The organism is Idiomarina seosinensis, assembly GCF_003987275.1.
Classification (GTDB): Bacteria; Pseudomonadota; Gammaproteobacteria; order Enterobacterales; family Alteromonadaceae; genus Idiomarina; species Idiomarina seosinensis.
This window is the reverse complement of sequence record NZ_PIQF01000002.1, coordinates 18,153-33,252: the sequence shown is the minus strand read 5'-3', so window position 1 is coordinate 33,252 and position 15,100 is coordinate 18,153. Positions and strand designations below refer to the sequence as shown.

General features: G+C 48.5%; 8 protein-coding genes. 7 read left to right on the top strand and 1 reads right to left on the bottom strand.

Features of this window, described 5'->3' with window-relative positions; translation table 11 throughout:
• Positions 1-114: 114 nt before the first annotated feature.
• Positions 115-1,290: an endonuclease/exonuclease/phosphatase family protein gene (locus CWI81_RS06465; protein ID WP_420809717.1), complete on the bottom strand. Its 1,176-nt coding sequence runs from the start codon at positions 1,288-1,290 to the stop codon at positions 115-117.
• A gap of 415 nt (positions 1,291-1,705) precedes the next feature.
• On the opposite strand from CWI81_RS06465, the gene CWI81_RS06460 reads away from it, so the two are divergent.
• From CWI81_RS06460 to CWI81_RS06430, 7 genes are all read left to right on the top strand, one after another.
• Positions 1,706-4,924, top strand: a complete 3,219-nt coding sequence (locus tag CWI81_RS06460; protein WP_126784503.1) for a TonB-dependent receptor — start codon at positions 1,706-1,708, stop codon at positions 4,922-4,924.
• A gap of 167 nt (positions 4,925-5,091) precedes the next feature.
• On the top strand, positions 5,092-8,247 hold the full coding sequence (locus tag CWI81_RS06455) for a TonB-dependent receptor (RefSeq protein ID WP_126784502.1): 3,156 nt from the start codon (positions 5,092-5,094) through the stop codon (positions 8,245-8,247).
• Between the two features lie 74 nt (positions 8,248-8,321).
• Positions 8,322-9,770: a Na+/H+ antiporter NhaC family protein gene (locus CWI81_RS06450; RefSeq protein ID WP_241970373.1), complete on the top strand. Its 1,449-nt coding sequence runs from the start codon at positions 8,322-8,324 to the stop codon at positions 9,768-9,770.
• A gap of 37 nt (positions 9,771-9,807) precedes the next feature.
• Positions 9,808-10,257: a tRNA adenosine(34) deaminase TadA gene (gene tadA, locus CWI81_RS06445; RefSeq protein WP_126784501.1), complete on the top strand. Its 450-nt coding sequence runs from the start codon at positions 9,808-9,810 to the stop codon at positions 10,255-10,257.
• Between the two features lie 88 nt (positions 10,258-10,345).
• A complete protein-coding gene (locus CWI81_RS06440; protein ID WP_126784500.1) occupies positions 10,346-11,644 on the top strand; it encodes an amidohydrolase in 1,299 nt (432 codons plus the stop codon).
• Positions 11,645-11,794: 150 nt separating this feature from the next.
• Positions 11,795-13,393: a methyl-accepting chemotaxis protein gene (locus tag CWI81_RS06435; protein WP_126784499.1), complete on the top strand. Its 1,599-nt coding sequence runs from the start codon at positions 11,795-11,797 to the stop codon at positions 13,391-13,393.
• Positions 13,377-15,023: an EAL domain-containing protein gene (locus CWI81_RS06430; protein WP_198678652.1), complete on the top strand. Its 1,647-nt coding sequence runs from the start codon at positions 13,377-13,379 to the stop codon at positions 15,021-15,023. The genes CWI81_RS06435 and CWI81_RS06430 overlap by 17 nt, the downstream gene beginning before the upstream one ends.
• Positions 15,024-15,100 lie beyond the last annotated feature (77 nt).

Genomic DNA, 15,100 nt, shown 5'->3' with positions numbered 1-15,100 from the left:
GGTGTGGGGCTGCGCCGGTTTGGGCTCGCTTCGCTCGCGGCGTAACTTGCTGCCTTCGACGAAGCCCCACACCGCCGCAGGCCCAACCCGCGAAGCCCATCCCAGCCGAAGGCTCTACAACCTAATATCAATCCACACCAGGCGGTGGTCCGAAGAGGCGCCACGCTCAGCCATTAACCGATAGCCCTGCTGTCCTTTAATTGGCCAAAAGACACCGGCGTCTTTTACGATCAAGTCGTCAGACGGTAACACGTAGTCGACACGCTTGCGCCATGCGGCGGTATGGTATTCTGAATTGTCGTGATCCGGAGAGTGCCGTTTGCCGCCTTTACTCATCGGTTTAACGTCATTAACCCGAGGGTGCTCTAGCAATTGTTCAATAGCACCGTCGATACCACCTGAATCGGGCGCGGCATTTAAGTCACCCAGCACCACGAAAGATGCATCTTTCTGCAAACCACCACGCACGCCTTTATCGTCGTATAGATAGTGGTTCAGCCCTGGTGTCAGATAGTCACGTAATAACCGAATTTCGTCGTAGTTCTTCATGCCATTCCGGTTTTCCGGGCCGTCAAACCCAGGCGGAGTCGGATGGGCTGCTAACAAATGAATGACTTTGTTACCTACTTTTACCGGTACATCCCAATGTGATTTTGAGCTTAACGGAAACTGACCCATGACCTCGTCGGAGTACCAGTGCTGTTCGGTTAGTTCGCCGTTTTCGTCAGGTACTTTTGGCACGTGGTGCCCCGGCATATCCTTCCACAAAAAGTGTTGGAAGGTTCGTGCTTGCTCGGTCAGTAACGGGTAACGCGACAAAATGACCATGCCATACTGGCCTGGATACCAGCCAAAGCCCCAGGCATCGTTACCACGGCCGGTTGCTTCGCCGTCACGGTTCAGATCGAAGGGCGAGGGCAATCCGGTGTTCACCGGTGCCATATAAACATGCGGGTAATTAATCGGGTCGAGGCCGTTTTGCGACTGCCTCAGGTAATCACGGATAAACACGTTAATGCCGCGTTCGGCGTCAACATAATCAAATTCATTAAGCAGTACAATATCGGGACGCACGCGCTGCAGAATTTCGGCAATACCGGCAATCTGCGGGTGACCGTCGGCTAGCTTTGCCGGTACCGGCGACTCGGTTACCTTCGGTAGTTGCTCGTACTCGACATAGTTACTGGCATCCATACTGACGTTAAAAGTTGCGATCCGGATGCGATCGGATGCAAAGCTCGAGTTAGAAGTCATTAAAAAAATCGCTAAACTAAGAAGAAATGAACGCATAAAGCCCATCGTTACGCCTTTTGAGGAACCGCTAAGACAATTTTTTACAATAAAGGTTCTATTGACTCTAGGCAAGTGCTCATTAATTGATTAAAATATGTCACATATCTGACACAAAATGTCCTAGAAGCGTAATGATATCAATGGCATCTCACACAGCTCCTACCAGTTATCGCACGCGCGAAGCCTGTCTCGTTATGAGCTTCCCGGTGATTAATCAGCTTTTGTGTCGCGGGTCTTCATCGGATCGAAAGCGACCATTTTCTTGCTCTCTTGTCGTATCAAAACTCGCTTCCTTCAGAAAAAGTTCCCTCTTTTTTCAATATTTCATCAAATTGTCATCTTTCTACGATAAAACCTTTTATCGTCAACACAGATTTCTTTCAATCGTCACTCGAAAATCAGGAAATAAAGCATGAAATTTAATGCCAAGATGAGCCTGCTCTCGGCAGCTATCTCTGTAGCTATTGGAATGTCTAGCGTTGCTTATTCGCAAGAGACATCGTCTTCAATGCGCGGTGTTATCACCGGTCCGGAAGGTAATCCGGCAGCTAACACCAAAGTTATTTTGATTCACCAGCCTACGGGTACTGTTAGTGAGTTTGTCACTAACGAAGCGGGTCAGTTCTCAGCTAAAGGTCTGCGAGTTGGCGGCCCTTATCAAGTCATCCTAGACTCGGATCAGTATCGCGATGCGGTGTTAGAAGATCTTTATTTAAATCTAGGGGATACCTACCGTCTGTCGCGTGAACTTGAAGCGGCCGATATGGAGCGTTTGGTCGTTTCAGGTTCAGTGTTGTTAACTGAAACAGGTGGTGCCAGCAGCAGCTTTGGTGAAGATACCATCGATAACATGCCGAGCATGACCCGCGACCTGAAAGACATCGCGCGTATAAACCCACTAGTGACTATCAACGGTGCGGGTGAAATGACTATCGCCGGTGGTGATCCGCGGATGAACAGTATCACCGTTGACGGTATTGGCCAAAATGATGATTTTGGTCTGAACTACGGCGGCTATCCGACCGAGCAAGCACCAGTTTCGTTAAGTGCGATTGAACAGATTTCTGTTGACGCAGCACCTTTTTCAGTCAAAAAAGGTGATTTCTCCGGTGGTACTATTAACGCCATAACAAAGTCAGGTACTAATGACTTTTCAGGTGAGCTTTTCTACGAATACTCCGGTCCAAGTATGAAGGGTGATGTTGATAACCTAGTAGAAAATCGTGGTGAACTAGATGATAACGGTTACAGGACTTATCGCACAGAAGAAGTTGAGCCGATTCAAACCATGTCTACTCTCGGCTTATCGCTGGGTGGTCCCATTATTGAAGATAAACTGTTCTTTTTCACTAGCTATGAAGAGTGGAGCAGTGAGCTTGATTTAGACTACGGATTTGAAGGCAGCGGCGCGGCGAATGAGTTTTTCATTTCCGAAGCTGACTATAACGAGTTTTTGCGTATTCTCGACGAACAATACGGCATGACGGACTCGCTAGGAGGCGATCCAGAAGACAGCGATCGTAAATGGTTAACCAAACTAAGCTGGAACATCAACCAGGACCAGCGCCTTGATTTAACCTATCAGTGGCAGGATAACGGTGATCAGCGTAATTACGCCACTGGCGGTGATTACATTGCGTTAAACTCGCGCCGGTACGAATACCACACTCGTATGAACAACATCAGTCTGCGTTTATACAGTGATTGGTCTTCAAACTTTGTCACAGAGATGGGCTTAACTTATAAAGACGTTGAGTCGAATTCTCTAACCAATTCCGACATTGGTGCGGTAAGCGTCGACCAGTACTTCCGTGGCCCAACTTTCGCAATTGGAAGAGACCGCTACCGTCATTCGAACGTTGCTAAAAACGATAACCTTACGTTCAATTACGATGCAACCTATTTAACCGGTGATCACGAAATTGTGTTCGGCACAGAGATTGAGCAGCTTAACCTTTACAATAAATTCGTTCCCGACTCACGTGGTAACTGGGAATTTGATAGTTTTGAAGGTTTCGAGCAGGGCATTGTCGGAAACTTCCGCGGTAACTGGGACTTCGTCTACCAAAACGCGTACACCAATAATTCAGAAGACGCTGCTTATGAAGTGGAACGTACGACATTAGCGCTGTATGTTGGTGATACCTTCTATGCGACGCCTAACTTAGAAATTAACGCCGGCTTGCGCTATGAACGTTTATATTCTTCGGATACTCCGACACTGAATACTAACTTCCAGGAAGCGTACAATGGAATAACAAACCAGGAAAACTTAGATGGTTTGGACATTATATTGCCGCGTATTGGTTTTAAATATTACACCGACAGCAGCTTGGTAGTACGTGGAGGTCTGGGCCGCTTCTATGGTGGTATTCCAAACGTTTGGTACACCAACCCATTCACTAAAGACGGTGTTACCTTAGTTCAGGCCCCTAAAAGTGTTATCGTAGATTACTATGATGGCCGCACTGACGTTGATATTAGCGATGTTCCTGAAGAAATTCAGGCAGCAATGGAACGAGGTAACGGTAGTACTAACTACACCGATCCAAACTTCGAATTGCCAAATGACTGGCGCGCTCAGTTAGCGCTTGATTACGAGTTTGCCATTCCGATGGTAGGGGATGACTTCCGGGCAACTTCATCACTATTGTATATTCGCAAGCAAGATGAACCGGTTTGGTATAATACTGCACTGATAGAAGATGGTCGTGCCGCGGACGGAGAGCGTATTATCTACGAATCTCGCTACGACGGTGATGGTGCTCAAAACTATGACATCATGCTAACCAATGCGCCAGAAGATGGACGCAGCTTTATTTTCTCCCAGTCGGTGGCCAAACAGTGGGAAAACGGCGTTAGCTTTACTGCAAGCTATACTCACCAAGACATCGAGAACAATGGTGCTGGCTCTTCTTCGCAAGCGGCAAGTAACTATAAGCACTACGTCGCTAAGAGTCGTAACCAGGCCTTTAGTGCAACGGGTAACTTTGAAATTGAGCATAGCTTAAAGGTAACCCTAGGTTACGAAACTGAGTTCTTCGCTGACTATGAAACGCGCTTCAATCTGTTCTACGAACGCCGTTCAGGTCGTCCATTTAGTTATGCAATGGGTATGTATGAAGACGATGACTTTGGGGATAATAAAGCCGGAGGCGATAATTTCTTTAGTCAGTCAGCCTACCTGCCTTATATTCCTTCAGGTGCGAGCGATCCGAATGTTGACTGGGATAACTCAATTTCTTGGGACGAGTTAAAGATGTTGCTGGACAACGCTGGTATTTCGTATGGTGGTGAAGGCTACATCCTTGATCGCAATACCCACAACCAGCCGTGGGTCACGGATTTGGATTTGAGTATCCAGCAAGAAGTGCCTGGATTTATGGATGAACACAAAGGCATCTTGTACTTAACCATCGATAACTTTGCGAACCTGTTAAACGAGGACTGGGGTGTTGAGCGTCGGTTATCGTATCCACAAATCAACCTATATGACTTAGGTGGTCTATCTGACACAGGACAATACCAGATAGATCCGGTGTACCAAGGATATTATCCGAACAACTACAATAGGGTTGAATTGGGTAGTTCATCCTGGAGCGCGAAAATCGGTATTCGTTACACCTTCTAAACAGCATCCTGAAGGGACTCCATAAAACTGGACACTTTGGTTAAACGAATATAAAAGCCTGATTTCGGTAATTCACCGAAATCAGGCTTTTTTTTCACATAATTGTCATAAATAGACTATAGGATTAAGAGGAGTACAAAAAAACAACAACACTGGGGAAGAACATCATGTTGAATTTAACTTTCAAGCGCACTGCTATTGCTGCAGCAGTCGCTGTTACTTTGTCCGGTACTGCCATCGCGCAGGATACCTCGTCGGCCTTACGCGGGAGCGTGGCGACTGAGTCAGGCGAGGTGGTTAGCAATGCAAAAGTACAGGTACGTGATGAACGTACTGGCTCAACCCGCACCTATACCACCAACGAAGAGGGCGCGTTTTCCGCTCGCGGCCTTAGTGTGGGTGGTCCCTATACAATAATCGCTGAAGGCCCTAACGGACGCCGCGATGTTGCGCAGAATGTCTACTTAACCTTAGGTGACCTGGAGTCTGTGTCATTGACGGTTCGCGCCGATATCGAAACGATTCAGGTGACCGGCAGCTCCATGGCCAATTCAATGTATGGCAGTAATAGTCCGGCCGCCAATTTTAATTTGTCTGACTTGCAAGATGCACCAGCGATTAACCGCGATTTAAAAGACGTCATCCGCGCCGACCCACGCATATACGTAGATCGTAGCTTTGGTGATGGCGTGCAGTGTGTGGGTGGTAGTCCACGCTTTAACAGCCTGACCGTTGATGGTGTTCGGTTAAACGATAACTTTGGTCTTAACTCAAACGGTTACCCGACCCAACAAATGCCATTTTCTTACGACGCGATTGAACAAGTGGCGGTCGAATTCGCTCCGTTTGATGTGCAATACGGCGGCTTTACTGCTTGTAATATCAACGCGGTGACTAAGTCAGGCAGTAATGAACTCAAAGGTGGTTTCTTTTACGATTACACCAGTGATAGCTTTCGCGGCGACGAACTCGAAGGTGTCCAGCTGGATAACGGCGATTATTCCGAAGACCGGTACGGCTTTAATGTCGGTGGGGCAATTTTAAAAGATAAGCTGTTCTTTTTTGCCGCTTATGAGAAGTTTGAAGGGGTTACCAACTTCACCCGCGGTCCGGCCGATTCTAATGCAGGTACTCCAGTACAGGGTGTCTCGCAGGCACAGTTAGATGAAATTCGCCAAATCGCCCAGGATATTTATAACTACGATGTTGGCTCACCGATCAGCTCAGCACCTGTTGAAGACGAAAAATTATTGCTTAAGTTGGATTGGGTTATTACCGACGCCCACCGGGCTTCATTAACCTACAACTGGAATGATGGCGGTAATCTGTCAAATTCAGACGGTGATAATGATGAGTATGAGTTTTCTAACCACCGCTATTTCCGCGGCGCAGAATCTACCTCTTACGTTGGTCAGCTGTTCTCAGACTGGACCGATAACTTTTCTACCGAAGTGCGGGTTGGCTATTCTGAGTTAGACAATACTCAGGAAACCGTCGGGCCTAAAGGTTTTGGCGACTTTCAAATTGTAACCCTGAACGACCCCGACGGCGATGGCGTTGACTCACGAGCCACGGTTTATCTGGGGGCGGATGACTCGCGTCAGGCGAACGACCTGTACTACGACAATCTGTTCTATAAAATTCGTGGTACCTACTTCTTCGGCGATCACGTGATCTCCGGTGGTTTTGAACGCGAAGACCTGGACGTTTTTAACATGTTCGTGCAGCACTCACGCGGCGGTGAGTACGACGTAACCGGTATCGATAACTTCCGTAACGGTATTATCGACCGTCTTTATTATGGTTCCGGTGCCAATACGAACGACCCACGTGATGCTGCCGGCGAGTTCGGTTATGCCGTTAACACTGCTTATTTGCAGGATGAGTATTATTACGCAGACATGGATATGACCATCACTGCCGGTTTACGGTATGACTGGTATACCAGCAGCGATCAGCCAACCTTAAACCCGAAATTTCAGCAGCGTTATGGTTACGCCAATACCAATACTTTTGACGGTGAAGGGCTGATACAGCCGCGTTTAGGTATTAACTGGGTGGTATCACCAGAGCTTGAGGTTCGCGGTGGTTTTGGTCTTTATTCGGGCGGTAATCCAAACGTCTGGCTAGCGAATAACTTTCAAAATAACGGTATCTCGCAGGCGCAGGTGCGGCTAGATAACGTCGACTTGTTTAATACGGCGCTAACCGGCGAAGGCCGCCCGGGCTATGACGTACCGCAAGAGTTGTTTGACCAGGTAGCGAATGCTGACGGTGATTCAGCGGTGAATGCACTAGATCCAAACTTTGAGATTCCGAGCGAATGGAAGTATGCATTAGGTGCTACTTACAGACTGCCGGCGGACTACATTCTGCAAACCGATTTAATGTATACGGTTAAGCAGGACGAGCCGATGATCAAAAACATCGCCATTGAACCGGTCCGCACCCTAGATGATGGCCGCGTGATCTATGAGCGCAGAGACCCGGATCGTGGCGAAGATTTACTGCTGACCAATGCCAGTGAGGACTCTAATGTTCTATCAGCCTCGTTTGCAGTCAGTAAGTCCTACGACTTCGGACTGGATGCAACGCTGGCTTATGCTTATGCGGACGCAGAAGACTCTCACCCAATGACCAGCTCAGTAGCTTATTCAAACTACACCAATGTTGCTTTGTCAGATTTGAATGACCCGCGTCCGGCCACGTCAAATTATGAGATTCCTCATCGTTTCACGTTCCGCGCAACCTATAAAAAGGAGTTCTTTGACGGCTACGACACCACTATTAGCCTGTTCGGTTCAGCTAACAAAGGCCGGCCTTACAGCTTTACTTTCGCCGAACCTCGTGGCACCAGCATCGGTGGCGCTGATATCACCGACGGTCGTCAGCTAATGTACATCCCAACCGGTGCTGATGACAGTAATGTTGTATTTGAAGATGGTTTTAATCAGCAGGCATTCTTTAGCTTTGTTGAGCAATCAGGGCTGGACGAATTTTCCGGCCGCATAGCACCCAGAAACGAGTTTTACAGTGACTGGTGGCATAAAGTCGATATCCGCGTAGAGCAGGAATTGCCGGGCTTAATGGACGGTCATAAAGCTAGCTTGTTCTTTGTTATTGATAACTTCACCAACATGTTAAACGACGACTGGGGTGTGTTGTATCAAGCCGGATTCCCGCAGTATCAGGAAGTGGTCGAAGCCACGGTGGATGCTCAAGGCCGTTACGTGTTCTCCGAGTTCTTTGAACCTGCCGGTCAGAGCCGTGTGACTAACGCGTCTTTGTGGGAAGCACGCATTGGCTTTGAATATAAATTCTAGTAGCTTGCGTCTCTGACGCAAGTGCTCTGCCTTATATCTCCGACGCAAGCAATCGGTCTTGCGGCGGAGATTACTTGCGTCGAAGACGCAAGCTACGGTACTCTTTGCACATCACTCCGAACATCACAAGCCCCATGGAACTTAGCTGGACCAGCTTACTGCCGTCGTTACTGGCCATTATTTTTGCGATAATTACCCGCAAAGTGTTACTGGCACTGATTGGCGGTATTATCTTAGCCAATGTACTGCTGTTTTTACCGTCCTCTGCCAATATCGCAGAAGGCGTCTGGTTAAGTAGCTGGAGTACGCTGGTCGATCCCAGCAATATGTTGGTGTGGTTTTTCACGCTCGGCATCGGTGCCTTATTTGGAGTCTTAGAAAAAGGCGGTACCTTTAAGCAATTTGTGCTTAAGCTGGAGCAAAAACAGTGGGTCGAATCCAAGCGTCGAGCGCGGGTAATGACCTGGGTACTCGGCGTTATCGTGTTTATCGAGTCCAACGTCACCATTATGATCTCCGGAACTACCTCAAGGCCGATTTATGATCGGTTGGGTATCTCGCGAGAAAAACTGGCCTACATTGTCGACTCGACTTGTGCGGCTATTTGTATCTTAATTCCATTAAACGCCTGGGGCGCTTTCAATTTAACCTTAATCTCTAACCAGGGTGTCGAGCAGCCTTTATTAACCTTTATTCAGTCGCTGGCCTTTAACTTTTATGCCATTTTTTCGGTACTGCTGGCGCTGATTGTCGCCTGGTTCGACTGGAATATCGGACCAATGCGCAAGTTTGAACAAAACGCGAAACCGAATCGGGTCTCCCAAAATACCTGGAGCGATGGCCCTAACGAGGACGTTTCCTTTGGTAAAGGCACGGCGGTGGTGCTGCTCAGCTTATGCTCGTTGGTGGTTATGGTACCGGTGATCTTGTTAATTACCGGTAACGGTGTACTGGTTGAAGGTAACGGAACGCTGAGCGTGTTTATAGCCATTTATATTGCGCTGGCTATCGCTATTGTCGGTACACTGGTTACCGGCTCAGCAGGACTGGTGAAGGTGCTCAAAAGTGCCTTGCTGGGTGCCTGGAATATCCTGCCGCTGGCCATTATATTATGGCTTTCGATTACCCTGGGTGGGCTTACCCGCGATCTCGGTACCGGTGAATTCTTAGCCGCAGCGCTGGATGGTACGGTTAGCTTGTGGATGTTACTGCCGCTGATTTTTATCTTGTCGGCAATCACTGGTTTTTCTATCGGTTCCAGTTGGGGAACTTTTGCAATTATGCTGCCGTTGGCAATTCCGATTGCTATGACGTTAGGGCTGCCGGCGGCACCGTTTATTGCCGCTGCGATTTCCGGCGGTATTTTTGGCGATCATGCATCGCCGATTTCTGACACCACGATCATAGCCTCGATGGCCAGTGGTACTGAGCATATTGACCATGTGCGCACGCAGCTACCCTATGCCCTGTTAGCAGGTGTAGCCGCAACCATCGGCTACGCAATAACCGGAACAATGCTGTAGCTTGCGTCTTAGACGCAAGTTACGGCTGGAAAGAAAAATGCAGCAAGACGACTATTACATGCAACGGGCGCTGGAGCTTGCAGCGCAGGCGGCAGCTGACGACGAAGTGCCGGTTGGCGCAGTGCTGGTGCTCAACGATGAGATAATCGGCGAGGGCTATAATCAGGTGATTACCTTGTCCGATGCCTCGGCGCATGCCGAGGCGCAGGCGATTCGCGCCGCCGGCAGGTCATTAAATAACTATCGGCTGGTCGACTCCACCCTCTATGTAACGCTGGAGCCCTGTGCGATGTGTGCCGGGCTGATCACCCATGCTCGGGTAAAGCGGCTGGTGTTTGGCGCTACCGATCCACGCACCGGCGCTACTGGTACTGCTATCGAGGTGCTCAATCATGGCACCATGAACCATAAAGTCGAGGTGCAGAGTGGCGTTCTCGCCGAGCAATGCGGCGACATCCTCCGCCAGTTCTTCCGCGCCCGCCGCTAGCTCGCGTCCCTGACGCGACATTGCGACATAACTTGCGTCAAAGACGCAAGCTACATACTATGGTTAAAAAACCTCCATGGAGAATCCGATGAAAAAATTATTAATCGCGTTGGCGGTGGGTGCCAGCGCATTTGCACTGCCTGCGGCTCATGCGCAGCAATCCCCTGTAGCCATAGACGACAACTTAGAAAGTAAAGTCATCGAGTGGCGTCGACATGTGCACGCCAACCCAGAACTCAGTAACCGCGAGTACGAAACCGCCAAGTATATTACCCAGCACCTTGAATCACTGGGGCTAGAAGTAAAAACCGGCATTGCCCATACCGGCGTTGCAGCGCTATTGAAGGGTAACGGCGATGGTCCTACAGTGGCACTGCGTGCCGATATCGACGCGTTGCCGGTGACCGAGCAAACCGATGTGCCCTTTAAATCAACAGTGACCTCGACCTACCGCGGCAACGAAGTGGGCGTTATGCATGCCTGTGGTCACGATACTCACGTCGCCATGTTAATGGGGGCAGCCGAACAATTGGTCGCCATGCAAGACGAACTGAATGGTAATGTACTGTTTATTTTCCAGCCAGCCGAAGAGGGCGCTCCGGGAGGTGAAGAAGGCGGTGCAGAGCTGATGCTTGAAGAAGGTCTGTTTAGCGATGTATTCCCGGGCTATACCCCAGAACGAGTGTTCGGTATTCACGTGTGGGCGGGCATGCCAACCGGCCATATCGGTTATCGTAAAGGCCCGCTAATGGCTTCTTCCGATCAATTTGAAATTACCGTAAAAGGTCGTCAAACCCATGGCTCACGCCCTTGGGGCGGGGTCGATCCTATTGTCACGTCAGCGCAAATTATTAACAGCGCGCAGACCATCATCAGCCGTCAGACCAACATAACCAAAGCCCCGGCGGTACTGTCGTTTGGTATTGTTGAAGGTGGCGTGCGTAATAATATTATTCCGGATGAGGTTACCCTAATCGGAACGATTCGTAACTTCGATATGGATATCCGGGCTGACATTCACGATAAGTTAGAGCACACCGCCAAGCATGTAGCACAGGCCAATGGTGCCGAAGCCGATGTCGAGATTGACCTGGGCTATCCGGTAACCGTCAATAACCCGGATCTGGTGGATCAAATGCTGCCGATAACCAAAGCGGTTGCTGGTGACAAAGCGGTAAAAGAGGTTCCGCTTGTAACAGGTGCCGAAGACTTTTCATATTACGCATTAGAAGTGCCCGGTATGTTTGTATTTCTAGGGGTAACGCCGCCGGATCAGGATATGGACCAAGCACCGTCGAATCACTCACCGCACTTTTTCGCAGACGAAGATGCATTGCGCACTGGCGTCAACCTTTACGTCAACTGGGCGTTAGAATCGTTCAAATAGACGTCACGTAACACTCATAAAAAGAGGAGTTTGACGCACGTCAAATTCCTCTTAATTACCTCTCAATATAACGTTTTTTTAACTTTAATCCTCAAGTAAATTAACAAGTCCCTACAAACCGTATGGATTACTCATAGGATTAAAGCCTGCATGAAGAAAAATCTTCCGGTGACAGATGTCGAGCAGAACTACGATGAGCGCGCTAATATTCTGTCGACAACAAATTTAAAAGGGCATATCACCTACGTAAACCAAGACTTTGTCGATATCAGTGGGTTTACTCGTGATGAACTACTCGGCCACGGGCACAATATGGTCCGGCATCCGGATATGCCGGCAACAGCCTTTAAAATGCTGTGGGACGACCTTAAAGCCGAACGTTCCTGGATGGGAATGGTTAAAAATCGATGTAAGAACGGCGATCACTATTGGGTCGACGCTTATGTCACACCGATCAAGCACGAAGGTAAAGTCGTCGAGTATCAGTCGGTGCGGCGCAAACCGAGCAAACAGTTTGTACAGCGGGCGACAAAAGCCTATCGCTCAATTAACCAGAATAAACCGCTGAGAAAACTGAAGCCGGCGTTGTCGACTCGCTATACTCTGCTGCTGTGTGCGTTACTGCCTTATTTATTGCCCCTTATAATATTACTCGCCGGTTTCGGCACCGCGACGCTGATAGCCAGTCTGGTGGTAGCTGCGATCCTGTCGGCAGCAACGTTGAGCGCGATCTGGCAGCCTTACCAGCAGGCGATTACTAAGGCCAAACGAGTGATAAACGATCCAGTCGCGCGCTACGTCTATACCGGCAAAAATAACGAGGCCGGAGCGCTGTTGCTGGCAATGAAAAAACTGGAGTCAGAAAATTCAGCGCTGATTGGTCGCATTCACGATACCGCCTTGTCATTGTCCGACAGTGCCTCGAGTTTGAGCAGTGCGGTCATGCAATCAGAAACCGGCACCAATACTCAATTTCAGCAAACCGATTCGGTAGCATCGGCTATCTCACAGATGACGCAGGGAGTCGATGAAGTCGCGCAAAGCACCCGCGAAACCTCTTCTGCTACTCAACAAGGACTGCAAACAGCAACAGCCGGTAAAGCCTTGATTGGCGAGACGGCACAGTCAATCGGTCAGCTGACCGCACAAATACAGACCGCCTCGCAGGTTATTGGTGCGGTATCACAACGCAGTCAGGACATCGAAAAAATCCTGGATGTTATTTTAGGCATTGCCGAGCAAACCAATCTATTAGCCTTAAACGCGGCGATTGAGGCTGCCCGGGCCGGTGAAACCGGGCGCGGCTTTGCCGTGGTAGCTGATGAAGTGCGATCGTTGGCCACTCGTACTCAGCAATCGACCGAAGAAATCCACAACGTTATCGACCAGCTGCAGGACTCGGTTAAGCAGGCAGTACAAACCATGCAGCAGGGTGAAACAATGGCCGACAATAGTGTCACCAAAAGCAAGCAGGCGGCGGATAACCTGCAAACTATCGTACAAGCGATTGAGCGTGTCGCCGTAATGACTGATCAGATCGTCAGCTCCGCATCGCAGCAACAACAGGCCTGCGAAAGCGTCAAATCTAGTATCGACGGCATTAAACACAGTGCTCAAGAAAACCTGGATGCGGTTAAGTTAAGCCGTCAGGTCAGTCATACCACCGTCGATATTGCCAATCAGCTAGATAAGCTGACGGTTCAGTTCTGGCATGCACAGCAGGGATCAAGTGATGAAACAGCTGGCTGAGTGCAGAGATAGCCTGACATCACTCACCGAATTTATTCAGCAGCCGCAAGACGGCTGCTCGGTCGAAGTGATGCAGCAATTTTTGATGGCACTGAATTTAAGCGCTATCGTCTCAATAACCGATGCCAACGGAGTGATTACTTACGTTAACGAACACTTTGAGCGCACTAGTGGCTACTCGAAACACGAATTAATCGGCAAAAAGCACAATATTGTTCGTCACCCGGATATGTCCGAACAAGTATTTTCGAATCTTTGGAAAACCATTACCGATAAGCAACCGTGGCGCGGGTTGATAAAAAACCGCCGCAAAGACGGCCGAGCTTACTACGTTAAAAGTGTTATTCTGCCGGTCACAGATAGTCAGGGAAACATCAGTCAGTTTCTGAGTATTCGTAACGACGTTACCGATATTGTCGAGGCCAAAAACCGAGTGCGTGAACAGCTAACCGACGAACTCACCGGCTTGCCTAATCGGTTAGCGTTATTAAAAGATTTAAAAAAGCTGCAAATTAATACCACGGCGGTGTTAGACCTGCGCAACTTTAAAATTTTTAATGACTACTGGGGCATTGATATTGGTGATGTCTATATTAAAAAGTTGGCGCAGGTAATAGCAGAGTGCCAGCGAGAGTTCAGTTTTAAGTTGTACCGTTTAGGCGGTGCCTGTTTCGCGATACGACCCAATTACTCAATGAGCACAGAGCAGTTCTGCTTAATGGCAGAGCAACTAAAATACCAGTTAGAACACTTTGACATGGTGTTTAACGATATTGACTGTGATATTCAGCTAACCGTGGGTGTGGGTGTTTCTGAAAACAGAGCATTGGCTTACGCAGAGAGCGCGATAGCTGACTCTAAAGAAAAATTCTACGGGCGTTCAATTGTGATTAAAGACGACGTAAACAGTCGTGACGATACCTTCTACTGGGTTGAACAAATAAAAGAAGCGTTAAAAGAGGGGCGGGTCATCGCCTGTTTCCAGCAGATAAAATCGACCACCTCCGGAGCGCTCAAATACGAGGCGCTAGCCCGGCTTAAGTTAAAAAACGGCCGTGTTGTCTCGCCGGCTGATTTTTTAGGTCCTCTTAAAAAAACACGTTACTACTCCGAACTGACTAAAACCATACTGACTCTGGCGCTTAACTTTGCCTGGCAACGGCATTGCCGGGTAGCGGTTAACCTCTCGATTCAGGACATTCTGGACCAAGACACCGTCGAGTTTATTATGCAACAGTTAAAACAACAGGGTGGCAGTTCGGTGATTTTTGAAATAACCGAATCAGAAGCGGTTAACGACTTTGACCAGGTCAGTGGTTTTATTAAAAAAGTGCGTGACTTAGGCGCCACTATCGCGATCGATGATTTTGGCAGTGGCTACTCCAACTTTGTGTATTTGGTGCAATTAAAACCCGAATTTATAAAAATTGATGGCTCTATTATCAATTCTATTGTGGACAGTGAACAAAGCTACCTGGTTACCCAAAGCATTGTCGATATGGCGCGCAACTTAAAGGTAAAAACCATTGCCGAATTTGTCAGTAGTGAGCAAATACTTACGCGCTTAAAGCCGCTGAATATCGATTTTTTACAGGGGTTCCACATTCATCAACCCGAAACTTACTGCTAACTGCTTACTGCTAACTGTAAGATTAAATTATTTGTCAAAATAATTTGATTTTTATTTACACAAACTTTACATTACTC

What these genes read in the sequence shown, in the direction of transcription:
- CWI81_RS06465 (WP_420809717.1), bottom strand. Translation starts at nt 1,290, where the DNA reads ATGCGTTCATTTCTTCTTAGTTTAGCGATTTTTTTAATGACTTCTAAC.
- CWI81_RS06460 (WP_126784503.1), top strand. Translation starts at nt 1,706, where the DNA reads ATGAAATTTAATGCCAAGATGAGCCTGCTCTCGGCAGCTATCTCTGTA.
- CWI81_RS06455 (WP_126784502.1), top strand. Translation starts at nt 5,092, where the DNA reads ATGTTGAATTTAACTTTCAAGCGCACTGCTATTGCTGCAGCAGTCGCT.
- tadA (WP_126784501.1), top strand. Translation starts at nt 9,808, where the DNA reads ATGCAGCAAGACGACTATTACATGCAACGGGCGCTGGAGCTTGCAGCG.
- CWI81_RS06440 (WP_126784500.1), top strand. Translation starts at nt 10,346, where the DNA reads ATGAAAAAATTATTAATCGCGTTGGCGGTGGGTGCCAGCGCATTTGCA.
- CWI81_RS06435 (WP_126784499.1), top strand. Translation starts at nt 11,795, where the DNA reads ATGAAGAAAAATCTTCCGGTGACAGATGTCGAGCAGAACTACGATGAG.
- CWI81_RS06430 (WP_198678652.1), top strand. Translation starts at nt 13,377, where the DNA reads ATGAAACAGCTGGCTGAGTGCAGAGATAGCCTGACATCACTCACCGAA.